Genomic DNA, 21,916 nt, shown 5'->3' on the forward strand with positions numbered 1-21,916 from the left:
GCGCTTATAGGACGCCGACAGCTAATGGTCCAGAGGTTCCGCCCCTTGTGGCGATTGGCGCAGCTTTGCCCAGCGATTCAGCCACGCCAAACCGGCCAGTGCAAGCCCCAGCGCCAGCAGCGAAAAGACCCGGATCAGGCCGCCCAGCCCGGCGATGTCGATCAGAAATACCTTAGCCACGGCCAGTCCGATCACAGCCAGCCCCACTTTGCGCAACAGGTCGGACCGACGGGCCAAAGATTGATAAAACAGCGCCGCGCCTGCAATCAAAAGGGCCAAGGTATAGGTGTAAAGCTCTGGTTGGCTGACCCCAGCCCCGACATACATGCCACCGGGACCCTGCCAGAAATGACGAATAGAAGCACCCAGCCAATATGCTGCAAGCGCACCCGCAAGACCGAAACAGCCCTGCCGCAACCAAACCGGCATCTGTTCAATGCGCCAGGCTGACATGGCAAGGACCCCGGCAGGAAGAAGGTAGGCTATGGCAAGCGTGTTCATCAGCGCAGGCCCCAACACGGGATCACTGTGCACATAAAGAACGGGATTTGCCTCGGTCAGCGCTTGCGCAAGTCGGAACAGGGCATGGGCGGCAAAGAACGCCGCCAGCCCATAGCGGACATAGTTCAACGGCCCGCCCAAATCGAACCGCCGTATCTGTGCCGCCGCCAACAGCAGCCAGATCACCGCCATCAGGCCCAACCCCCAATGGCTATCCTCCATCCCGCCTTGACCGAACCCTTCCAGCCAGCGCAGCAGCAGCAATGACAGCAATATCCCCGCGGTTGCCCAGGCTGCGCTTTCCAGCAGCAAGATTGCAACGGGGCGGTTCAATCCCCGGATCAGGCCCCAGGCGAGAACATATCCAAGGGTGGCGGCGCCATAGACCAACGTCATTTCACCGACCGGCACCGTATTGGCCCAGTACAGGCCCGGGTTCAGGATCAGCCGCACAGTCACCGTGAAGACCCCGGCCCAGATAAACCAACTGAGCTGAGGCAGGTTGAACCGACGATCCAGCGCGGCAGCGGCTACAACGGTCACAACCAACGCAATCGTCAAGGCGCCAGAACTCAGCACGATGACACAGGCAAATGCAAGACAGGACAGCGCGGATAACGTGGCCAGCGCAGGACGTATACGTTGTTCACCATCCACGCGCGCATAGCGTTCGGCAAAGACCACCATCAAGGCACCCAGAGCCATTGCGTGCAGCCCCCAGAAATACGCGCCCAAAACCTCGGCCGGGCGCCAAGCGATCTCAAGAGCGATGGCAAGTATCGGTGCGGTTTTTACCGCCCCAGCCGCCCAGACCACGCCATAGCGCCCCTGCTGCATCGACCGCCACGCCGCCGCAACCGACAGGGCAGCACCTAGTGCCACAAGCAATGTCACGACAAAGGGAAAATCCGCCTCGGGGGTTTCGGCATAGGTCTCAGCAAAACGCTGTGCGACTTTGCCCCGCTCCCAACCCTGGAGAAATACGAGCCAGACAAGGCCAACAATCGGGAAAACACTGATGTCCTGAAGTGCCCTCGCCCCGCTTGTCCAAACGATCATCGCAAAGGTCAGACCAGCCAAAAGCGTCAGGCTCAACCAGAACTCACCGGCAGAATCCGGCCAGTGCAGCGCCAGGATGGCCGAGCTGACCGCAACCGCACCAAATGCCAGACGCGTCGGAAACTCGGGCCATGCCTCGCCGCTTTGGCGTCGGATCATTTCGCTGACCATCGGGCCGGTGTGATCAGGCCGAATTCGCCGGACCGGAATCGCAATAGTGATGAGCGCAAAGGCGGTGATGCAGGTCAGATAGCCCGGCTCTGTCATCGGTTCCGACAGGACCAGCAGCAGACACGAAGAATAACCTCCGACCAGTGTCAGAACCGAAATCCACGCCCATCGGCGGACGGTGTCTATGCCCAGGCCCAGAACCGTTATGGTTAGGAAGTAGCCATATAACCAGGTCGGATCATCCGAAGAGCCACCGACCAAGAATGGGGAGGCAAAGGCACCTGTCAGTCCGACAGCTGCCAATAGCGGACCATGGAACCAACCCAAAACCAACCCGACAGATGCAACGCCAATCATGGCGACAAGCGCAAATTCAGGGCCGATCAAGCCATATAGTTGCCGCGCCGCCAGAACGCCGCCAAACAATGTGACCAGCCCCGCGCCTGAGAACACCGAGGGCAAATAGGCGCTCGCGGAGTCCACGCCATCGCCATAGCGCCTGCGAATGACCTCTCCGCTGACAATCAGCGCCGCGCCAAACAGCAATGCGGCAACGACACGTGCCGACGGCGGCAGTAACCCGTTCTCGACGCCGTATTGCACCAAAAAAATTCCCGCCAGTGCCAGCGACAGTGCCGAAACGACATAGAACCAGTTTTCCTGCAGCCATTCCTGCAGCAACGCGAAACGGTCAGAGCTGAAAACCAGTGCTTCTTGAGGAGATTGCGGGGGGATTGGCTGTTCGGTCTCAGGTTGGTCGGCTATCGGCCACACTGGAGGCGCTTTGGCCGGAATAGTCTGCGCCTTGGACTCGGGCTCTGTTGCGAGTTCTGGTTCAGTATTAGTGCCTTGTTTCAGTGACAGGATGTCCGCCTCTAACTGGACGACCCGCCGCCGCAACCGAACCTGACTGACAAGCAGCAGCACAATGGTCAAAGGAATAGCCAGCGCAACCAACGCAAGAAGGACCAGAAGGGATTCCAACCTGTTTCTCCTATCAAATTCTCTGCAGGCTAACCTGATGCATCAGGTAGAAACAGTCCGGAATACCGTCCTGCATACCGCGACATGGCCTGAAATCAAAACAGGTCTATTGAAGGGCGGGAAACCATCAGCCAGACTATGGCCAAAACGGCCAGAAATGCGGGGATCCCACATGCAAACCAAAGCCGGAACAATATGAAATACGAACGCGGCAGAGCAGTATCGCGATCTGCCGCCTCTTGCGCGAGGTTCCGCATCTTTATCTGCATCCAGACGACCGGCAGCCAGAAGACACCGGTCAGGACATACAGCAATAGTGACAGCAGCACCCACCCTTCGACCAGTGACCAGCCCAATCTGAAGGCCAGCAAGCCACCTGAAATTGGCTGCAAAACAACGGCGGTTGTGGTGAACAGCATATCGGCCAGCACCACGATTGCCACCGTCTGGGCGATGAAACGCGGGTCGCGTGACCGATGGGCCATCAGCATGAAGAATGCGATTCCGGCCCCGGTTCCCAACAAGACGCAGGCCCCGATCACATGAAACCAGCGCAAGATCAGATCCGGGTCCATCATCGGCTTTTCACCATTGGCAGTGCGACCAGAGACAACATGATCGCGGGCATGACCTTAACAAGCGGTCCAAGCGGGTCGAGCCACAAGGCAGGAACCATAAATGAGGCCGCCAGCAGGTAGAAAACCGCCACACAAAGTTGAGCGATGCAGGCGCGTTCTGCCCATGGTCGCCAAGAACTCCGGTAGCCATGACCGTCATTGCGTTGCTGCGAAGGGGCGAACGCCACCCCAAGCGCCCAAGTTGATCGGCGCAACCGGCGGCGAGCTTAGCAACCACAGCCGGTGCCGTTATCCGAACACGTGCCTTAGGGAACCCCATCCAATGGCGGGTTTCGTCCAGAACCTCGGACAGCGAATGAGCCTGATCCTCGACCAGATCATAGGTACCCTGTGGCAACGTCTCATCAACGGCCGCCGCCACGGCGCTGCACAAATCGGCCATTCCAACACATTGAACCAGCGTCTGCGGATAGGCGATCGGTTGCACAAGCGGAATTGCGGCCAGCATGCGCAACAAGGTCGTTCCACCATAGTCAGTCTGTCCGATCACAAGGCCCGGCCTTAGAATCCACAGCGGCACACCACTGGCCTGCAAGGCGGCATCCCCGGAGGCTTTGGTGCGCATGAATTCCGTGTCTGCCTCTGGGCTGCTTCCGGTTGCAGAAATCTGAACCAAAGCAATCTCGCGCGCGGCGCAGGCCTGCCCGAGGGCGGCAATCGCAGTGTGATGCACCGCCTCAAGATCGTCCTTTGGTCCGTCCTGCAACGCCCCGGCGCAGTTCACGATACAATCAAAACCTGACAGAATTTCCCGCCAATCGTGTGGGTTCGTGAGCTGGCGCAAATCTCCCTGAGCCAAAGACATCCCAGGCAGGATTTTCTCACCCAGGTTTGTATCGCGCACAAGGCCGCATACATTGGCACCTCGATCCGAAAGAGACCGCATCATCGCCGCGCCGATAAACCCATAAGCGCCTAGAACAAGTATATTTTTCCCAGAACCTTGCATCGGGCACCTAACCTGCTGAAGTTGCGCCCCAACCTAGCGGGTCGAGCGGCAGCCGTCTGCGGCACCGGGCAAACTGCGACAATTCCGACCGCTAGGGGTGAAACAGTGAACCGACGAAATAGGCGATTGCGGCAGCGGCCCCACCAATCAGCAGCGTTTCGATCCCTGACCGCCACCACGGAGCCAGCGACCAGCGGCTTTTGAGGGCACCAATGGCAAAGAAAACACCCATCGTCATCCAGGCCGAAGCAGCAAATGCCCGGTCCACCGAAAACAGAAACGGCAAAAGCGGAACCATGCCGGCCACAAGAAAGGCAAAAAACGTCGCCACCGCAGCTTTGCGCGGATGCGGATCGACGCTGCCCAGGCCATATTCTCCCTCGATCATCAGGTCGATCCAGTTGTCATGGTTTTCCGTGATCGCATCGGTGGCTTCGTCCAGCACACGGCCCGACAGTCCTTTCTGGGCTAAAATCTCGCGCACCTCGTTCCGTTCACCATCGGGGTAAAGATGTATATGACGCTCCTCGATCGCGCGAATGCGCCGGATGTTATCCAGTTCAGCCTTGGTGCCCGAGTAATTCCCCGCCGCCATCGAAAACCCGTCAGCCAGCACATTGGCCAGCCCCAGCGCTATGATGATGAACGGTGACAGCCCCGCCCCGGCAACGCCCGCAACGATGGCAAAAGTGGTGACTGATCCATCGATCCCGCCGTAAACCACATCACGCAAAACGCCACGCCCCGGCGGCGCGTTGATACGTGCCGCGATTTCTTGCTGGCTGTGTCCATGGTCTGTCATGGGTGCCTCCTGCTTTGTTATGATGCGCGGCTGGCAGGAACGCTTTGTCTCAGGTCAAGTTTTCGAAAACAGCCCCGCCAGCGCACGCTTGATCATCGACCGGGTCGAGGGCTTGTGACGGTCCGAGAACGGTAAAGGACGGCAGACCTCCATCGCGGCCACGCCGACGCGCGCGCTAAGCGCCCCGTTAACCAGGCCTTCGCCAAACCGCCGCGACAGTTTGCTCAGGACAGACCCACCCAGCACCGGTTCAAGCAAGTCGTCGCCCATTGCCACCGCGCCGGTTGCGACCAGATGCACAAAGACCGCCCGGGTCAGGCGCCAGCTGCCCAGAAAACCGGCCCTTCCACCATAGATCTCAGCTATGCGCCGGATCATTCGCAACGAGGCTGCCAAAGCCGTCGCCACATCCGCAAGAGCCAAAGGAACCAGAGCGGTCACCGTCGCGACCTGACGCGCTGCGGCCTCGACTTCTCGACTGGCCGCAGCATCCAGAGGGGCCAGCAGCTCGTCCTCGGCCAGAGCCATCAGATCCGAGGCATCGAAAGGCTCGGCGATACGTTCGGCCAGCCTATCGCGGCCCCATCGAACGTCCTCGCGCCCGTTGTAAAATGCCAACAACCGGTTGGTTACGGCGCGGGCTTGCGTCAGATCCGCCTCTGCCAACGCGGTGTCTGCGGCGCGACGGATTCCATCAACACGCGAAAGCCGCCCGATCGCGGCAAGTTCTCGCAAAGCGATGATCAGGGCAACCAGCAGCAACGCGCCAATCAGGCCAGTTACGACCCATCCCAAAACCGGCGCGCGCAACAGCAAAGCGGTCACAAAATCCCATGCCGCCACCGAGACAACCGCGCCGATGACCGCCGCCGCCAGTCCCCAGAACCAGCGTGACAGGGCCGACGGTTTCCGTACAGCCAGACGCGCGGCGGCCTGCATCGCCTTCCCCTGTGGTTCGCCCGCATCCGGAACGGGCGGTGCCAAAGCGACATCCGCAACAGGTTCCTCGGGATCAAGATCGATCAGAACTGGACCCTTAGCCATCAGAAGCTCTTTCTCTGTTCCAGACAAATTTGATGTCCGGCAGGTTTTCGTCATTATCGGCCCCGTCACCGCGGGCAATCTCTGCAAATCCGTTGCGCTCGTAGAATCTTCGCGCGCCATGGTTGGCCTGAAAGGCGAACAGGGACAGCTTTTGTCGGCCAGATTTCGCCTGATCCAACAGGCGCTGCCCGATGCCCTGATTGCGCGCTGACGCACGCAGGTAAAGCGAATGGACCTCTGAACCATTCAATGCCAGAAAACCAACTACACCATCCTCGTTTTCAGCAACGGTGATCCAGTCGCGATCAATCATCACGCCGCAAAAGGCGATGGTTTCGGCACAGGAATGCAGCTCTGGCATCCACTCATTTTCACAAGCAAAACCATGCAGGATTTTCCCCGTCGCGCCAGCATCCGTGCTGCGCGCAGGGCGGAGCGTTACGGTCATAGCCGGTCTCCGATCAGGAACTGGGCCGCGCGATCAAGCCGGATATGGGGCGGGCCGTCACCCGATCGCAGGGTCAGGTTCGCAGGCGCAAAACTCATGAACCCATAGTCTTCGCCCAGCCAGCTTTCTGCTCCGCTGCGGGCTGCCCCCAACAAATGAGCCGGGTCTTCGGGCAACTCACCGGGGTAGAAGGCCGCCTGCTTGCCATCAAGCAAAGTGCCCCGCACGCAGGCAAGCGGCACTCCTTCATGGGTTCGCATCTCTTCGGTTGTTGCCCGCAAAGCCGCCAGTGACACAGCCGAGGTCTCGGCCCCGGCAAAACTGGCGCGGTCACGGGCGTCGCGTGTCAACGCCTCCATGATGCTGGTCAGACGTGGATGCTGCAGGTGGTGCAAATGATCGGCCTTGGTGGCGGCAAACAAAATGCGCTCGACCCGTTTGCCCAGAAGATACTGGCTGAGCCACGCGTTGCGCCCCGGACGGAAGGCCGACAGGATATCTCCCATCGCCCGGCGCATATCCTCAACCGCTTTCGGCCCTTTGTGAATCGCACCCAGCGCGTCGACCAGAACAACCTGTCGATCGATCCGGGCAAAATGTTCGCGAAAGAACGGTTTGACCACGCGCATTTTATAGGCTTCGTAGCGCCGCGCCATTTCGCGGTGCAGGCTTTTACGGGTGGCGACCCCTTCGACTGGCAGCGGCGCGAAGGTCAGAACCGGTGATCCCGCCAGATCACCCGGCAACAGGAACCGTCCCGGGGTACAATCGTAAAACCCGGCATCGCGCGCCGTGTTCAGATAGCCCGAGAACGCCTGCGCCAAAGATTGCGCCACCGGCTCATCATGTTTTGCCTCTGGCGCGACCGCTTTGGCCTGCGCCAGAAACTCTTGTGCTTCGGCCCGCTCTGTGATGCGGTTCAGCGTTTCGGTTGACCAGTCGTCATATGATTTGTCCAGCAGGGCCAAGTCCAGCAACCATTCGCCCGGATAATCTACAATATCCAGATGCACGGTTCGCGGCCCCTTCAGGCCAGACAGCAGACCGGCAGGGCGAACCTTGAACGACAGGCGCAACTCGGACACGGCGCGGGTGCTTTCGGGCCAATGCGGGTTTGGCCCGGTCAGCGCAGCAAGATGGTTTTCATAGTCGAACCGGGGCACGGTATCATCCGGCTGCGGCTGAAGGTAAGCTGCGTTGATCCGTCCCTCATGCTGCGCAACAAGGCCCGGCATTCGCCCACGGTCCAGCAGATTTGCAACAAGCGAGGTGATGAACACCGTTTTGCCCGAACGCGCCAACCCAGTGACACCAAGGCGGATGACCGGCTCGAACAGAGCTTCGGAAACGCTGTCGCCCACGGATTCCATGCCGCGCACAAGACTGTCTGCCATAGATGAGATGACCAAGCCGTCGCCCCGCTTTTATCGTTTCGCTCAAGATAGGTAGCCACCGTCCGACATGCCAGCGCTTTCCGGCCCCTTGCCCGCCGCCGCGCAGCACGGTACCAGCAGCCCATGCCCAGATACGCGTTGAAAGTCGAATATCACGGAAAGCCGTTTGCCGGGTGGCAGAGGCAGAAAGATCAGCCCTCGGTTCAGGGGGCGATCGAAGAGGCATTGTCGCGGATACAACCCGGGGACCACACGATCGCTGCGGCAGGTCGCACCGATGCCGGTGTCCACGCGCTAGGACAGGTCGCCCATTGCGACCTGATCAAGGAATGGGACCCTTTCCGACTGTCCGAAGCGTTGAACTATCACCTCAAGCCGCAACCAGTGGCCATCGTGAAAGCCGCACGGGTGGACGATGACTGGCATGCACGGTTCTCGGCGCTTGAACGGCAATATCTGTTTCGCATCCTGATGCGCCGCGCGCCTGCAACCCATGACGCGGGGCAAGTTTGGCAAGTCAATCACCCGTTGGATATTGATGCGATGCAGGCCGCGGCGGACATGCTGATCGGACGGCATGATTTCACCACGTTCCGGTCCACGATCTGTCAGGCGGCCAGCCCGGTCAAAACGCTGGATGAGTTGCGGGTGGAACAGGTGCAGGGCTTTTCAGGCCCCGAGGTTCATTTCCACGTCCGGGCACGGTCGTTCCTGCACAATCAGGTGCGCAGCTTTGTCGGCACTCTGGAACGTGTCGGCGCCGGGCCCTGGACGCCTGAAGATGTGCGAGAGGCACTGCAAGCTGAGAATCGCGCCGCCTGCGGGCCGGTTTGTCCGCCGCAGGGGTTGTATCTTGCGCGGGTCGGCTACCCGAACCCGGTGTTCGACTAAAGCGCGCGCAGTAAAAGGCCACCAGCTATCACCGCTATCAGCAACCCGGCGACCAGTTCGATGGTTGGGGCCAGCACCTGTGCAAACCGCGTCGCTGAGGCCGAGGCCAGCATCCCGCCGCGCAGACCGAAAGAGGTCCACCCTACCAGAGTGGTGACAGTCGCAGTGCCCAGCGCCATGCAGAACGCCCCGGCGATGCCAACGATGGCGATGCCCATCTGCCAGGTCAGGATCAACACAAACAGCGCCCCGGTACAGGGGCGTGCGGCGATTCCAGCGATCAGCAACGCCGCCTCGCGCAGGCTACCGACCTGCGCCACCTCATCCGCGGACGGACCATGCCGGTGGCCGCAATCCGAACAGGTTTCGTGGTCGTGGTGATGATGATTTGCACCGTGATCCCGGCTGCGTTTGGCAAAGCTGCGCAAGGCGCGAAACACTAGCCAAAGCCCGATCGCAGTGATCGCCCCATAGCTGACTGGGGCCATGATTTGCTCCGTTGTGTCGACCAGTCTTTCCCGAGACATCTGGAACACCAGCACACCGGCATAGACCAGAACAATCGCGGTTACGGCCTGTCCAAGGCTGGACAACACACTGATCGCTGAAAGCCGCCAGAACGCCACACGCCGGCCAAGCCCATAGCCACCGATCAGGACTTTGCCATGCCCAGGACCGATGGCGTGGAAGAACCCGTAAGCGAAGCACACCGTCAACAAAGTCATGACCGCCTGAGGTTGTTCGGCGCGGGCAGCGCGCAGAGACCGCGCAATCTGGTTCTGAAATGCACGCTGTTCACCGGCAGCCCATGCCGCAAGTTGGTCAAACCCGCCGCTGAACCAGAACCAGAGCAGAACTCCGACCGCCAGAACAAACGGGACAATCAGGTATTTGGACATGAAATTCGGATCTCGGTTGCAAAGTTTTCGCCCACCATCGGGATGTCATTTTCCTCAAGGTCGTAATTGGCATCCAGCGTCAGCAGAAACGCCTGCATTTGGGCAAGCTGTCCGTCGACATCTGGCTCGACGCGGTCAATCTGGCAGGTCTTACTCCCCGAAACCGTCACCGGGCGCGTCAGGTCATATGCGGTATAATATGTCTCATCAAACGCCTTCGCCGATAAGGCGGTGGCCGGTACAGGCCCACCTTCGACACTGCGCAGATGCGAGGTCACGATGCGCCCGTCCTCCATCAATGCTTTCGGCTCCAGTGGGCCAGAAAGCGGCAATACCTCAGACTCGGACCAGACGACCAGATCGCCGTTATAGCCTTGATCCCACTGTGCATCGAACCCGGACAGATGATCCTGTTCACTTTTGCTGAGGATACCGTCGCCATCCTGATCCAGCTTCATGTCCTCGAGGACAAGCAAAGAGTAAAACTCGTCATAGGCCCAGGTCACACGGACATGGGTCAGCTGCCCCGAAGCGTCCACGACGAATTCCAGCCCCGTGTCGATAAAGACATGCGGGTGCGTCATCGCCGGGATCGGCAAACAGCAGGTCACTAGGGTCACAAGCCAGCGCATGGGCGAAAGATAGGGTGTCGGCCTGCGCCCGGCAATCCCATTTGGGCCGGGCGCGCAGAAGCTGGCCGATGGCTCAGGCAGGTGGGAACAACACAAGGGTCTGCAGGGCTGTTCCAACCGGCCCTTGGGTGTCATACAAAACCGATTGCGACATGCCGATACCCGAGGGTTGCCAATGGCAGACAGACTCGGAGGCCAGCCAATCCGAGACCGGCTCGCGGTGCACTTGAACCGTCAGATCGGTATTCATGAACCCCATCTCGGTTGTGGGGGCATTCCACGAAATGCCATTGCCGCAATCAGCCAGTGGACACAGCGCCTGAATCGGAGATTGCACCTCGTCCCCAAGCAGCGGAGGCGTGCGCATCCAGATCGTTTTGGGACCGACGCCCTGATTTCCACCCTTGGGATAGAGGACATCGGAATAGGTCGCGAACCCAGGAAGATCGTGCCGAATTTCGCCGATGGGAAATGGGCCGTCCACCGAGTCCGCCAGTTGCGGAGATGAGAGAGCGACATTGGGAACCGGGCCAAGGTCGCGGCGGGCAAGGTGCATAGTTGTGGCTACGGCACATAAAGTGTTGTCCAGATCGTGCACAGTAACCCGAGTGGTCGCCAGCGTTCTGGTGTGCCGCGTCGTCTCGGCCGCAACCCGCAACCCGGACAGGGGCAGCGGACGCAGCAGATCGACCGTCAGCCGGGTCAGCATCTTGTCCGGACCAATTTCAGATTCCGCGGCGCGCACGATCAGACCGCTGACCGGACCAGCATGGCAATGTTCGGCAGACCACGGACCCCGCGCCGGGTCATTGCCGACAAAAACCCCGTCCGCGCGTAGTCTGAAATAGGGCAACCTGGACATATCAGATTTCAAGACCACTTGGGACCTCAGACCTTTTCCTGTGTATGCTTTTTCAGTTCGGTCCGTGCGACCTGGCGACGATGCACCGCGTCCGGCCCATCGGCTAGCCGCAGGGTCCGTACATGCGTCCACGCGGTCGCCAGCGGCGTGTCCTGACTTACCCCTTGCCCGCCATACATCTGCACCGCCTCATCAATCACCTTCAATGCGACCCGCGGGGCCACGACCTTGATCTGGCTGATCCACGGGGCCGCCGCACGCGCATCGCCCTGATCCATGTACCAAGCAGCCTTGAGGCAAAGTAGCCGGGCCATTTCGATCTCCATCCGGCATTCGGCTATGATATCGAAATTCGCCCCAAGCTGCGCCAGCTTCTTGCCAAATGCTTCGCGTTGCAGCGACCGTTTGCACATCTGCTCCAGGGCCATCTCTGCCTGTCCAATAGCACGCATACAGTGGTGAATACGTCCCGGCCCCAATCGACCCTGAGCGATCTCGAACCCACGCCCTTCGCCCAGCAGGATATTCTCGGCAGGCACCCGGACATTGGTAAAGCGAATATGCATATGCCCGTGCGGCGCATCATCATGGCCGTAGACTTCCATCGGGCGCAGCACCTCGATCCCGGGCGTTCCCGCCGGCACCACGATCATCGACTGGCGTTTGTGAACAGGCAGGTCATCACCGCCCGTCCGGACCATGACGATATAGACCTTGCACCGCGGATCACCGGCGCCTGAGGCCCACCATTTCTCGCCATTCAGAACGTAGGATTCGCCGTCCAGCACACAGGACATCGAAACATTGGTGGCATCTGACGAGGCGACATCCGGTTCGGTCATCAGATAGGCCGAACGGATTTGCCCATCGAGCAGCGGCTTGAGCCACTCTTGCTTCATCTTTTCGGACCCGTACCGCTCGAATACTTCCATGTTGCCCGTATCTGGGGCCGAACAGTTGAAGATTTCGGCACCCAGCGGGGTCTTTCCCATTTCTTCAGCAAAAAAGGCGTATTCCACAGTTGTCAAACCCAGCCCTTTTTCACTGTCGGTCAGCCAGAAGTTCCACAATCCCGCCGCCTTGGCCTTGGCCTTCAACCCTTCAAGGATATCCGCCTGCCGGTCGGTATATTGCCAGCGGTCACCTTTGTTGATTTCAGCATGGAACTCTTCTTCCAGCGGCATGACTTCATTTCGGATCATCTCTGTTACGCGGGTCAGCAGTTCGCGGTTTTCCTCGCGCAGGCCGAATGACATGTTCATGAGTTTTCTCCTCCGCCCCGACACGCGGGCATTACCTTTGGGCCGAGAATGACTTAGCCACCGTCATGATGTCCAGTTGGGTGACGGGACGTAACCCAACCCTATATGAGATTAAACGAGTGCAGTAACCGGAGACTGGCAACCGTATAGCCGTCAATAACCTGCGTCGCGCGCGGGTGTAGCAACCCAATTAGGGTGTGAAAATCCAGTTACCATTGGCATCCTGGCACCTGCGGGTTCTGATCTCACGGGTCTGCTCGGCACTCGGAGGTCGGATAAAATGCTGCAGATGCACGCAATTATCGCGGACCTCGCGCACACGGACGGTGCCCTTGGCCCCGGTCTCGGTGCTGATCCATTCACTTTCGGCACCAACCTGCGGCAAACCACTGCCCAGCATGGTGTCTGTGGTTGCACTCAGCAATGTGAAATCATCCGGGCTCAACCCCGACTCTGCGATGATGCGCGACAGCGGTTTCGCGCTGCCGGCAACACCAATGCTCAGCACCAGAACACCTGCAACTAATAGTGATCCCCAAATTCTCATACCGCCTCGCAATTCTGCAACCAATTTACATTCAAGGATATACCCGGGAAGGCACAGGGCCAAGCCCTAGTCTGCAACCTTCAAATTATCCCGAAGAAACCTATTGCAACTCTGACGCTAGGCCATACCGAGCGTCCCTCGCATAGTGCACGAAACACGAACCAGAGGCATTTGATGGCACACCCGACTTATTATGCGCCCCATGGCGGACACCCCGGACAGGACACCCTGTTAACAGATCGCGCCATGTTCACCGAGGCCTATGCCGTTATACCCAAGGGTACGATGCGCGACATCGTCACCAGCTATCTGCCCTTCTGGGAAGACACCCGCCTGTGGGTTTTGGCACGCCCCCTTAGCGGGTTCGCCGAAACCTTTTCGCAATACATCATGGAGGTCCAACCCGGTGGCGGTAGCGATACGCCCGAAACGGACCCCGAAGCGCAGGCGGTGTTGTTCGTTGTCGAAGGGGCGGTCACATTGACGCTTGAGGGAAGTGTTCACGTTTTGGAAACTGGTGGATATGCCTATATCCCCGCTGGTTCCAAATGGGCGTTGCGCAACCATACGGAGCAGCCAGCGCGGTTTCATTGGGTTCGAAAGGCTTATGAGGCAGTGCCCGGCCTGCCCGCGCCGGACCCGATCATCACCAATGAGCAAGAGGTCGCCCCGATCGAAATGCCGGGTACCGAGGGTCGCTGGGCCACAACACGTTTCGCGGATCCGCAGGACCTGCGCCACGATATGCATGTGAACATCGTGACTTTCGAACCGGGTGGCGTGATCCCATTTGCCGAAACCCATGTCATGGAACACGGGCTGTATGTGCTGGAAGGCAAAGCCGTTTACCGGCTGAATCAGGACTGGGTCGAGGTCGAAGCCGGAGACTTTATGTGGCTGCGCGCCTTTTGCCCTCAGGCGTGCTATGCGGGCGGTCCCGGGCGGTTCCGGTATCTGCTGTACAAAGATGTGAACCGCCAGATGCCTCTTTCACCAGGCGGGCGCTAGGATAAATTCGGCCTTGGCGGAACTCGGCAAGCGCGGTAATCTGATGGAATAACAAACGGTTTTAGTTCAGGAGATTGTACGATGGCACTGCGCAATGTAACGCTGGCACTGGCGGCTGCAATCAGCCTGACGGCCCTGGATGTGAACCCTGCAACCGCCAAAGAGACGAATACCGTCAACGTCATGAGCCGCACCTGGGCCATTACCCAGGTTTCGGAAGCTCCGGTCGTATACCGTGCCACACGTGATAACAACAATCTCAACCCATTCGGCCCCCCGCCCCGGCTGCGCACTGTTCAGGCCATCGCGGCTATTCAGCAGGCAACCGGGTGCAAGCCGATTGTGGCCAGCATGTACCAGAACATCTCGGGCCAGTTCTTTTCACAGGTCAGCTGTAACTGACCCGGACAGGAAACTGGCATTGAGGTTAATTCAAGCCCCTGCCATAGCTTGCGCATGAAACTCGCAATTAACGGATTCGGCCGCATCGGCCGCACGATTTTGCGGCAGCTTCTGGCCATGCCGCTCGGTCACGACATCGAACTGGTGCTGATCAACGATATCGCACCGCTAGAGACCTGCGCCTATCTGTTCAAGTACGACAGCACTTTTGGGCCTTATCCGGGCAAAGTGGAACAGGGAACTGCGCAACTGGTTGTCGATGGGCACGCTATTTCTGTTACACACAGCCCCAACCTTAGCCGGGTTGATCTGTCCGGTGTAGATGTCCTGATGGACTGCACCGGCGTTGCCCGGACATCGGATGTTGCCAGTCAGGGCCTGACCGCAGGGGCAAGGAAAGTACTGATTTCCGGCCCCTCGCCCGCGACCGAGGCCACAATCGTTCTGGGCGCAAATGAGGATCATCTGGGCAATGCGCGGATCGTGTCAAATGCCTCTTGCACCACCAACGGGCTGGCTCCGCTGGTCAAGGTTCTGGACGGGATCGCTGGTGTCGCGTCGGGCCATATGACCACCATCCACTGCTACACCAACAGCCAGCCGATGATCGACGCTCCGCGTGGTGATCTGGCACGGTCACGCGCCGGAGCGCTGTCGATGGTCCCGACCACCACCAGCGCTATGCACCTGATAGACGAAGTCCTGCCCCATCTGGCCGGGCGCATCTCGGGCGCGGCGGTCAGGGTGCCTACGGCAAGCGTTTCCGCGGTTGATCTGATTGTGACGCTGAAGCGCGGCCTGAGCGCCTGCGATTTTGAAGCCGCCCTACGTGCAGCCGTTGCAGAGTCTCCCGTTCTGGGTTGGACGGATGAGCCGCTGGTGTCGTCCGATTTGCGGACGCGGCCGGAATCTCTGATCATCGCAGGGCCAGAAACCCGGCAGATCGGCGAAACTCAGGTTCGTGTTTTTGGCTGGTATGACAATGAATGGGGGTTTTCAGCCCGCATGCTGGATGTCGCTCGTATGATGGCCGACACATAGGCGGACCGCGACCTAACGCGATCCGCCGATTTTCATTTGGTTACTTGCCGGGAAGGCTGCCCGACCCGTGCCCCGACATGCCGCCCGAAACTTCTTCGGTTGCCTCATCGGCCAACTCATCCGGCAGGATCAGATTCAGCACGATAGCGATCAGAGCCGCAGGCAGCAGCCCGCTTTTCATCAGGATGCCCAGAGTATCGGGCAAGTGTTGCACCGCACCCGGCTCGAGCTGGAGGCCGAACCCGATTGACAGCGCGATGGCAAAGATCACCATGTTGCGCCGATTCCAATCCACATCGGACAACATCGAAACACCCGCGGCGACAACCATCCCGAACATGACGATGACGCCACCGCCCAGGACTTCGATCGGAACGGTGCGGATGATCGCGCCAACCTTGGGCACCAGGCCGCACAGGATCAGAAACAAGGCGCCGATGGTGACGACATTTCGGCTCATGACGCCGGTCATTGCGATCAGCCCGACATTCTGGCTGAACGACGTGTTGGGTAAGCCGCCGAACACGCCCGCCAGGGCCGAGCCGAAGCCGTCAGCATAGGTTGCACCGGTGATTTCCTTGTCCGTGGCTTCGCGCCCGGCTCCGCCTTTGGTCACACCCGACACATCCCCCACCGTCTCAACTGCCGAAACAAAGGCCATTAGACAGAACCCGATTATGGCGGCGAATGAGAACTCGAACCCATACTTGAAGGGCACAGGCAGGGCGAAAGTTGCAGCGCGGCTCCAGCTTGTTCCGATTGCCTCAAACGTGATCATGCCAACCATCAGGGCATAGACATACCCAACCGCAAGACCAATCAGAACGGCAGAAACCGAAAGCATTCCGCGGGTAAAGAACTTCAGCCCCAGCGTTACCACAACCACGACCAAAGCAGCCGACCAGTTTAGCGCCGAGCCGTATTCAGGCGTTCCAATGGCCGGAACCCCTCCGGCGGCGTATTGAATGCCGACCTTGACCAACGCCAGACCAATCATTGTCACCACAAGACCTGTGACCAGAGGTGGCAAGGCAAAACGGATCTTGCCAATCACCGTGCCCAGCAGGGCATGGAACACCCCACCGATAATGACACCGCCAAATAATGCGGCCAGACCATCGACGCCTTTGCCAGCAACCAGCGGGATCATGATCGGCAGAAACGCAAAGCTGGTGCCCTGAACAATAGGCAAAGCCGCTCCTACCGGGCCAATCGTCACCGTTTGCAGCAAGGTCGCGACGCCGGCAAACAGCATCGACATCTGGATCAGGTACAGCAGTTCGGGAAAATCGGGGGAGTTCGAACCGAACCCAAACCCGGCGGCCCCTGCAACGATGATCGCAGGCGTCACGTTCGAAACGAACATCGCCAGAACATGTTGAATGCCCAGCGGAACTGCCTTGTGCAGCGCCGGGGTATAATTTGGATCCCGAAGCTGTTCGGGTGTCCCTATTGAAGTGTCAGCCATGAGTTACTGTCCTCTCTGTCAGATTCACGGGGGTCTTACCGCTTATGCTGCGGCTTCATTTGGCTACGACACCACCTGATAAGGGGTATCGAACCAGTATTCTTCCAGGTTGGGCCCATCGCCGATCCGATCAACAACGGCGAACAATCCAGGGCCATGCAACGGTGTCAAAACGCCGTGCCACGTCCCACGATGATAATTCACCGCCTGACCGGGCCGGGTGACAAAGGCACACGGCTCGCACGGCTGCCCGTCAACATCTGGTGCAACAATGACCAGAAAGGGTTGATGGGTCATGGGCACAAAGGCCTGACTGCCATCAGGATGCCGTTCAACCATATCCAACTGGTACGGCAGGGTTCGGGGGTTGGCGTTGAACAGGCTGATCCCGGCGCGGCCGCCCGCGAAATCAAGGGCCGCCCGGTCATGAAAACGCCCGCACTGGCCCTGGTTGATGATCTTGTCCGGGTCGCCCGATGCCTCGATCACATCTCCGAACGGGGCAAAAGCGTCAGGCGTTAAAGGAACAGTCCGGATCTGTTTCATGAAGGCAGCACATCCCTCAGGCGGAATTCGGCAATACGCTCGACCTGTCGGCAGGCCTCGGCGAATTCTGTGTCCCGGTCCTGATCTATCCGCCGCAGAAACGCCTGCTGGATAGAGGCTTTGTCATGATCACGCACAGCAATAATGAAGGGAAATCCGAACTTGTCGGTATAGCGCCTATTCAGATCGGTAAAGGCATCGCGTTCGGCATCCGTCAACGCATCCAGCCCCGCCGAGGATTGTTCCGCCGTGCTTTCCTGCGTCAGTCGCTTGGCCTGTGCCAGCTTGCCTGCCAGATCCGGGTGCGCGGTCAGCACGCCCAACCGCTCCTCATCCGAGGCCGAACGGAACATGCGCGTCAATGCGTTGTGCAACCCGCCGGCAGTATCGTGAGCCGCGCCGAGTTCCAGCCCATGGGCGCGCTCTGCAATCCAAGCCGAATGTTCGAAGATCCCGCCATAAGCGGCAACGAAAGCGTCCCGCGCCATTTCTGACGGCTTTGGACCTGATACAGGCGGGTGCTGCGCTGCCCAATGCTGGGCGATCTCCAGACGGGTCGCGAACCAGACATCCGAGTGCCCACGCGCATAATCCAGAAACCGTTTCAGCGCCATGACCCGACCTGGACGACCGATCAGGCGGCAATGCAGACCGATCGACAAAATCTTGGGCGCACCGGCTTCACCCTCGGAATAAAGCGCGTCGAAACTGTCTTTGAGATAGGAATAGAACTGATCGCCCGAATTGAAACCTTGCGGCGTTGCAAAGCGCATATCGTTACAATCGAGAGTATATGGTACGATCAACTGGTCCCGGCCAGAGGCCTGCATCCAATAGGGCAGATCATCCGCATAGGTGTCCGCCACATAGGCAAAGCCCCCCTCTTCTGCCACCAGACGCACGGTGTTCTCGGAACACCGGCCGGTATACCAACCATAGGGACGTTCCCCCACGACCTCAGCATGCAGGCGGATGGCCTCTTCTATTTGAGCGCGCTCTTCCGCTTCAGACATATCCTTATGTTCGACCCATTTCAGGCCGTGACTTGCGATCTCCCAACCTGCGTCTTTCATGGCGGCAACCTGATCGGGCGACCGTGCCAGCGCCGAAGCGACACCGTAAACGGTTATGGGCAAGCCCTGCATCAAGCGGTGCAGACGCCAGAACCCTGCCCGCGACCCATATTCATAGATCGATTCCATGTTCCAATGACGCTGGTCTGGCCATTGCGCTGCGCCGACAATCTCGGACAGAAAGGCCTCGGACGCGGCATCACCGTGAAGCACGCAGTTCTCGCCACCCTCTTCGTAGTTCAGCACAATCTGAACGGCCAGATTTGCTCCGCCAGGCCACTGGGCGTTTGGCGGGTTGGCTCCGTATCCGATCATGTCACGGGGATAGCGAGGGGGCTGCATGAATGTTCCGTCTCAGTTGTGTTACACTACCTACGCTTTACCGCAGAATTGGATGCAGTATTATCAAATCAATCCGAACGCTGTTTCCTTTTCTTTCGGCATTCCCAAAGTCTCGGGTTTCGCCCCAGACTGCGTCAATCAATGCTCGATTGCAGTTTGCGGTTTTCAACAGCCACTCGTTGCGGTGATCGGAATATGAGGAGAAACGCGTGGCAGGATACCTGACAACCCATGTTCTGGACACCGCCAAAGGCTGTCCCGCAGAGGGGCTGAAAATTGCTCTGTACGCGATTACCCAGGACGGACGCCATAAACTGGCTGAGATGCTGACCAATGCAGACGGGCGAACAGACAGCCCAATACTACCGCAAGCAAACTTTGAAACCGGGGAATACGAGCTTGTTTTCAGTGCGGGTGACTATCTGCGCGCCTCTGGCCAGGCGGATGACGAACCGCTGTTCCTGGATGAGATTCCAATCAGGTTTGGTATGTCTGAAGCAGACGCCCACTATCATGTGCCGCTCTTGCTATCGCCATACAGCTACTCCACGTATCGTGGCAGCTAACTGACCGGGCGAACCTCCCGCCCGTCGATCGCCCCTGCCGGGCCTCCTCCTGTTGAGCCGGGCGCCGCACCCGTTGGGCGCGGCGCGGATAGTGGCGGTTACAGCCCTTCGAGAAAAGCTACGCGCGGCCGGGAGCCTTTGCTAACCGTTGATCTCCGAGTTTTGAACAACCTTGCCAATTCGCGCGATCATGAAATCCATGAACAAACGCGCCTTGGGATCCTGGTGACGTCGATGGGTATAGAGACACGCCATCTGAACAGAGACAGGAGGTGTCTCCTTCGCAACCACCACCAGACGTCCTGCCTTGAGATGTTCCGCTGCCTCAAACACAGGTTTCATCGCGATCCCCTGCCCTGACAACGCCCAATCGGTCAAAACGTCTCCGTCATCGCATTCAAACCGGCCCGACACGGCATAACGTCTTGGCCCGTCTGGAGTTTCCAGCATCCACTGAAACTCTGCAGCACCGGGATACCGCAGGTTAAGACACTCGTGCTTGTCGGACACAAGATCGGCTCCGTTTTGCGGCATCCCCCTACGTTTTACATAGTCCGGTGCGGCACACAGAACCCGCGCGCAATCCGCGATCTTGCGAATACGCAGGGTGCTGTCCTCGGGCTGACCAATGAAAAAGGCCAGATCCAATCCTTCGGTCGTCAGGTCCACTGACCTGTCGGTCAGGCGCAATCGCACATCAATTTCGGGGTATTCCGAGAGAAAATCCGGCACATGTGGGGCTAATAACCTGCGCCCGACGCCCAAAGGCGCGGCTACGAATAGTGACCCGCGGGGAGCTTCGGTCAGGTGAACAACCTGCGCCTCGGCTTCATCTACGGCATCCAGGACCGCAACCGCTCCGGGGTAAAACGCACGTCCCTGCTCGGTCGGGCTGAGGTTACGTGTAGTCCGCTGAAACAGACGCACGCCCAAATGATCCTCAAGCTGTGATATTCGCGCCGAAGTCACCGCCGGTGAAACACGCAAATCCCTCCCGGCAGCAGACATGCTGCCCAGATCATAGACACGAACGAAGGTGCGAATATTGTCGAGATAGGACATCTTATCGTTTTTTTTGATACAGTTTGACAATATACGGGAATACCGAAGAAAAGCCAGTTTGCCTAGGGTGACTATAACCTACTGGAGAGAACTCTCATGTTTGAATTCGCCGTGTTCTGGGATTGGATGGCATTTGCTGTGCGCTGGCTGCACGTAATCACTGCTATCGCCTGGATCGGATCATCCTTTTACTTCATCGCTCTGGACCTTGGCCTGAATCGGGATATCCCCGGCCCCGCCGACGGGGAAGAATGGCAGGTACATGGCGGCGGCTTTTACCATATTCAGAAATACCTCGTCGCACCCGAGCGGATGCCGGATCATCTGACCTGGTTCAAATGGGAAAGCTATGCCACCTGGCTTAGCGGAGCTGCGCTGTTGATGATCGTCTACTGGGTTGGTGGAGAGCTTTATCTGATTGATGCGCAAAAGGCCGATCTGGCACTGTGGCAGGGCATTCTGATCTCGGCTGCCTCGTTGACTATTGGCTGGCTGATCTACGACTTCCTGTGCAAATCCGGCCTGGGTGAGCGCCCAACATTACTGATGGTGCTGCTGTTTGTCCTGCTGGTGGTGATGGGCTGGGGGTACAACCAGATATTCACCGGGCGCGCGATGATGCTGCATCTGGGCGCATTCACCGCCACGATCATGACAGCGAATGTATTCTTCATCATCATGCCGAACCAGCGCATCGTCGTAGACGACCTTAAGAATGGCCGCACCCCGGACCCGAAATACGGCAAGATCGCCAAGTTGCGTTCGACTCATAACAACTATCTGACCTTGCCAGTGGTTTTCCTGATGCTTTCGAACCACTACCCGCTGGCCTTTGCCACCCAATACAACTGGATCATTGCGGCGCTGGTATTTCTGATGGGTGTCACAATTCGTCACTACTTCAATACACGCCACGCCCGCGCCGGTGATCCGACCTGGACCTGGCTGGTGACCGCTCTTCTGTTCATCGCCATCATGTGGCTGTCCACCGCGCCTATGTACAAACCTCTGGAGGAGGCCGAGGCACAGCCGCTCACCGCATTTGAACAGAAATACGCAGCAGCAGACGGGTTCGAACAGGCACATGATGTCGTTCTGGGGCGCTGTTCCATGTGCCATGCGCGCGAACCGGTTTGGGACGGCATCCTGTGGGCGCCAAAAGGCATTCTTCTGGAAACCCAAGGTGACATCGCCCGCAATGCGAAACAGATTTACCTGCAGGCCGGTGTCAGTCACGCCATGCCACCCGCAAATGTCACCTATATGGAACCGGAAGATCGCGCGGCGATCATTCGCTGGTTCCGCAATGCTGGCCTTTGAACTGG

22 protein-coding genes and 1 pseudogene are annotated in these 21,916 nt (G+C 58.9%); 6 read left to right on the plus strand and 17 right to left on the minus strand.

All coding sequences use genetic code 11. The features are described 5' to 3' along the window. Nucleotides 1–21: 21 nt before the first annotated feature. The 8 genes and pseudogenes from AC2FHW_RS18120 to AC2FHW_RS18155 form a co-directional block, all read right to left on the minus strand. Complete coding sequence (locus AC2FHW_RS18120; protein ID WP_496822394.1) at nucleotides 22–2,715, minus strand: DUF2339 domain-containing protein; 2,694 nt, start codon at nucleotides 2,713–2,715, stop codon at nucleotides 22–24. A gap of 95 nt (nucleotides 2,716–2,810) precedes the next feature. Beyond that, a complete protein-coding gene (locus AC2FHW_RS18125) occupies nucleotides 2,811–3,290 on the minus strand; it encodes a DUF2269 family protein (RefSeq protein WP_271952334.1) in 480 nt (159 codons plus the stop codon). After that, entirely contained in the window at nucleotides 3,290–3,520 is a 231-nt protein-coding gene (locus tag AC2FHW_RS18130; protein ID WP_334223326.1) for a DoxX-like family protein, read from the minus strand. The genes AC2FHW_RS18125 and AC2FHW_RS18130 overlap by 1 nt, the downstream gene beginning before the upstream one ends. Nucleotides 3,521–3,900: 380 nt before the next feature. After that, a pseudogene (locus AC2FHW_RS18135) lies at nucleotides 3,901–4,302 on the minus strand (NAD-dependent epimerase/dehydratase family protein); the annotation flags it as partial. A 91-nt stretch (nucleotides 4,303–4,393) separates the two neighbouring features. Next, nucleotides 4,394–5,104 (minus strand): VIT1/CCC1 transporter family protein, encoded by a 711-nt coding sequence (locus AC2FHW_RS18140; protein WP_281973820.1) that lies wholly within the window; start codon nucleotides 5,102–5,104, stop codon nucleotides 4,394–4,396. A gap of 54 nt (nucleotides 5,105–5,158) precedes the next feature. Then, nucleotides 5,159–6,148 (minus strand): YcjF family protein, encoded by a 990-nt coding sequence (locus tag AC2FHW_RS18145; protein ID WP_271952300.1) that lies wholly within the window; start codon nucleotides 6,146–6,148, stop codon nucleotides 5,159–5,161. Next, nucleotides 6,141–6,596, minus strand: a complete 456-nt coding sequence (locus AC2FHW_RS18150) for a GNAT family N-acetyltransferase (protein WP_271952301.1) — start codon at nucleotides 6,594–6,596, stop codon at nucleotides 6,141–6,143. Before AC2FHW_RS18150 ends, AC2FHW_RS18145 begins: the two co-directional genes overlap by 8 nt. Continuing rightward, the gene (locus AC2FHW_RS18155) at nucleotides 6,593–8,005 is read right to left on the minus strand and encodes a YcjX family GTP-binding protein (RefSeq protein ID WP_496679202.1); all 1,413 of its coding nucleotides are present in this window, start codon (nucleotides 8,003–8,005) and stop codon (nucleotides 6,593–6,595) included. Before AC2FHW_RS18155 ends, AC2FHW_RS18150 begins: the two co-directional genes overlap by 4 nt. Nucleotides 8,006–8,113: 108 nt before the next feature. On the opposite strand from AC2FHW_RS18155, the gene truA reads away from it, so the two are divergent. Next, the gene (truA, locus tag AC2FHW_RS18160; protein ID WP_271952303.1) at nucleotides 8,114–8,881 is read left to right on the plus strand and encodes a tRNA pseudouridine(38-40) synthase TruA; all 768 of its coding nucleotides are present in this window, start codon (nucleotides 8,114–8,116) and stop codon (nucleotides 8,879–8,881) included. Here truA and AC2FHW_RS18165 read toward each other — a convergent pair. From AC2FHW_RS18165 to AC2FHW_RS18185, 5 genes are all read right to left on the minus strand, one after another. Next, on the minus strand, nucleotides 8,878–9,780 hold the full coding sequence (locus AC2FHW_RS18165; protein WP_496679194.1) for a nickel/cobalt transporter: 903 nt from the start codon (nucleotides 9,778–9,780) through the stop codon (nucleotides 8,878–8,880). The genes truA and AC2FHW_RS18165 overlap by 4 nt on opposite strands. Continuing rightward, nucleotides 9,765–10,412 carry a DUF1007 family protein gene (locus AC2FHW_RS18170; RefSeq protein ID WP_142640130.1) on the minus strand — a complete coding sequence of 216 codons (648 nt, stop codon included), beginning with the start codon at nucleotides 10,410–10,412 and terminating at the stop codon, nucleotides 9,765–9,767. The genes AC2FHW_RS18165 and AC2FHW_RS18170 overlap by 16 nt, the downstream gene beginning before the upstream one ends. A gap of 73 nt (nucleotides 10,413–10,485) precedes the next feature. Next, nucleotides 10,486–11,274, minus strand: a complete 789-nt coding sequence (locus AC2FHW_RS18175; RefSeq protein WP_142640128.1) for a thioesterase family protein — start codon at nucleotides 11,272–11,274, stop codon at nucleotides 10,486–10,488. A 26-nt stretch (nucleotides 11,275–11,300) separates the two neighbouring features. Then, nucleotides 11,301–12,536, minus strand: coding sequence for an acyl-CoA dehydrogenase family protein (locus AC2FHW_RS18180; protein WP_496694652.1), 1,236 nt, complete (start codon nucleotides 12,534–12,536; stop codon nucleotides 11,301–11,303). Nucleotides 12,537–12,726: 190 nt separating this feature from the next. Next, the gene (locus AC2FHW_RS18185) at nucleotides 12,727–13,083 is read right to left on the minus strand and encodes a hypothetical protein (RefSeq protein WP_496701077.1); all 357 of its coding nucleotides are present in this window, start codon (nucleotides 13,081–13,083) and stop codon (nucleotides 12,727–12,729) included. A gap of 174 nt (nucleotides 13,084–13,257) precedes the next feature. Here AC2FHW_RS18185 and AC2FHW_RS18190 point away from each other — a divergent pair, with 174 nt between their 5' ends. From AC2FHW_RS18190 to AC2FHW_RS18200, 3 genes are all read left to right on the plus strand, one after another. Continuing rightward, entirely contained in the window at nucleotides 13,258–14,091 is an 834-nt protein-coding gene (locus AC2FHW_RS18190; protein ID WP_496822397.1) for a bifunctional allantoicase/(S)-ureidoglycine aminohydrolase, read from the plus strand. A gap of 81 nt (nucleotides 14,092–14,172) precedes the next feature. After that, nucleotides 14,173–14,493 carry a hypothetical protein gene (locus tag AC2FHW_RS18195; protein ID WP_496822399.1) on the plus strand — a complete coding sequence of 107 codons (321 nt, stop codon included), beginning with the start codon at nucleotides 14,173–14,175 and terminating at the stop codon, nucleotides 14,491–14,493. A gap of 54 nt (nucleotides 14,494–14,547) precedes the next feature. Then, nucleotides 14,548–15,534, plus strand: a complete 987-nt coding sequence (locus tag AC2FHW_RS18200; RefSeq protein ID WP_496822400.1) for a type I glyceraldehyde-3-phosphate dehydrogenase — start codon at nucleotides 14,548–14,550, stop codon at nucleotides 15,532–15,534. Nucleotides 15,535–15,574: 40 nt separating this feature from the next. On the opposite strand, the gene AC2FHW_RS18205 is transcribed toward AC2FHW_RS18200, so the two are convergent. The 3 genes from AC2FHW_RS18205 to puuE form a co-directional block, all read right to left on the minus strand. After that, a complete protein-coding gene (locus tag AC2FHW_RS18205; RefSeq protein WP_142640116.1) occupies nucleotides 15,575–17,002 on the minus strand; it encodes a nucleobase:cation symporter-2 family protein in 1,428 nt (475 codons plus the stop codon). A gap of 63 nt (nucleotides 17,003–17,065) precedes the next feature. After that, a complete protein-coding gene (locus tag AC2FHW_RS18210; protein WP_496822401.1) occupies nucleotides 17,066–17,548 on the minus strand; it encodes an ureidoglycolate lyase in 483 nt (160 codons plus the stop codon). After that, nucleotides 17,545–18,963: an allantoinase PuuE gene (puuE, locus tag AC2FHW_RS18215; protein WP_496822403.1), complete on the minus strand. Its 1,419-nt coding sequence runs from the start codon at nucleotides 18,961–18,963 to the stop codon at nucleotides 17,545–17,547. Before puuE ends, AC2FHW_RS18210 begins: the two co-directional genes overlap by 4 nt. A 209-nt stretch (nucleotides 18,964–19,172) precedes the next feature. Between puuE and uraH the strand changes: the two genes are divergently transcribed. Then, a complete protein-coding gene (uraH, locus tag AC2FHW_RS18220; RefSeq protein ID WP_142640109.1) occupies nucleotides 19,173–19,529 on the plus strand; it encodes a hydroxyisourate hydrolase in 357 nt (118 codons plus the stop codon). Between the two features lie 141 nt (nucleotides 19,530–19,670). On the opposite strand, the gene AC2FHW_RS18225 is transcribed toward uraH, so the two are convergent. Further along, a complete protein-coding gene (locus tag AC2FHW_RS18225) occupies nucleotides 19,671–20,591 on the minus strand; it encodes a LysR family transcriptional regulator (protein WP_496793106.1) in 921 nt (306 codons plus the stop codon). A 96-nt stretch (nucleotides 20,592–20,687) separates the two neighbouring features. Here AC2FHW_RS18225 and AC2FHW_RS18230 point away from each other — a divergent pair, with 96 nt between their 5' ends. Further along, nucleotides 20,688–21,911, plus strand: a complete 1,224-nt coding sequence (locus tag AC2FHW_RS18230; protein ID WP_142640105.1) for a urate hydroxylase PuuD — start codon at nucleotides 20,688–20,690, stop codon at nucleotides 21,909–21,911. The last annotated feature ends 5 nt before the right edge of the window (nucleotides 21,912–21,916 follow it).

This window comes from Ruegeria sp. YTSA108, assembly GCF_059610185.1.

What these genes read in the sequence shown, in the direction of transcription:
- AC2FHW_RS18125 (WP_271952334.1), bottom strand. Translation starts at nt 3,290, where the DNA reads ATGGACCCGGATCTGATCTTGCGCTGGTTTCATGTGATCGGGGCCTGC.
- AC2FHW_RS18140 (WP_281973820.1), bottom strand. Translation starts at nt 5,104, where the DNA reads ATGACAGACCATGGACACAGCCAGCAAGAAATCGCGGCACGTATCAAC.
- AC2FHW_RS18145 (WP_271952300.1), bottom strand. Translation starts at nt 6,148, where the DNA reads ATGGCTAAGGGTCCAGTTCTGATCGATCTTGATCCCGAGGAACCTGTT.
- AC2FHW_RS18150 (WP_271952301.1), bottom strand. Translation starts at nt 6,596, where the DNA reads ATGACCGTAACGCTCCGCCCTGCGCGCAGCACGGATGCTGGCGCGACG.
- truA (WP_271952303.1), top strand. Translation starts at nt 8,114, where the DNA reads ATGCCCAGATACGCGTTGAAAGTCGAATATCACGGAAAGCCGTTTGCC.
- AC2FHW_RS18165 (WP_496679194.1), bottom strand. Translation starts at nt 9,780, where the DNA reads ATGTCCAAATACCTGATTGTCCCGTTTGTTCTGGCGGTCGGAGTTCTG.
- AC2FHW_RS18170 (WP_142640130.1), bottom strand. Translation starts at nt 10,412, where the DNA reads ATGCGCTGGCTTGTGACCCTAGTGACCTGCTGTTTGCCGATCCCGGCG.
- AC2FHW_RS18175 (WP_142640128.1), bottom strand. Translation starts at nt 11,274, where the DNA reads ATGTCCAGGTTGCCCTATTTCAGACTACGCGCGGACGGGGTTTTTGTC.
- AC2FHW_RS18180 (WP_496694652.1), bottom strand. Translation starts at nt 12,536, where the DNA reads ATGAACATGTCATTCGGCCTGCGCGAGGAAAACCGCGAACTGCTGACC.
- AC2FHW_RS18185 (WP_496701077.1), bottom strand. Translation starts at nt 13,083, where the DNA reads ATGAGAATTTGGGGATCACTATTAGTTGCAGGTGTTCTGGTGCTGAGC.
- AC2FHW_RS18190 (WP_496822397.1), top strand. Translation starts at nt 13,258, where the DNA reads ATGGCACACCCGACTTATTATGCGCCCCATGGCGGACACCCCGGACAG.
- AC2FHW_RS18195 (WP_496822399.1), top strand. Translation starts at nt 14,173, where the DNA reads ATGGCACTGCGCAATGTAACGCTGGCACTGGCGGCTGCAATCAGCCTG.
- AC2FHW_RS18200 (WP_496822400.1), top strand. Translation starts at nt 14,548, where the DNA reads ATGAAACTCGCAATTAACGGATTCGGCCGCATCGGCCGCACGATTTTG.
- AC2FHW_RS18205 (WP_142640116.1), bottom strand. Translation starts at nt 17,002, where the DNA reads ATGGCTGACACTTCAATAGGGACACCCGAACAGCTTCGGGATCCAAAT.
- AC2FHW_RS18210 (WP_496822401.1), bottom strand. Translation starts at nt 17,548, where the DNA reads ATGAAACAGATCCGGACTGTTCCTTTAACGCCTGACGCTTTTGCCCCG.
- puuE (WP_496822403.1), bottom strand. Translation starts at nt 18,963, where the DNA reads ATGCAGCCCCCTCGCTATCCCCGTGACATGATCGGATACGGAGCCAAC.
- AC2FHW_RS18225 (WP_496793106.1), bottom strand. Translation starts at nt 20,591, where the DNA reads ATGTCCTATCTCGACAATATTCGCACCTTCGTTCGTGTCTATGATCTG.
- AC2FHW_RS18230 (WP_142640105.1), top strand. Translation starts at nt 20,688, where the DNA reads ATGTTTGAATTCGCCGTGTTCTGGGATTGGATGGCATTTGCTGTGCGC.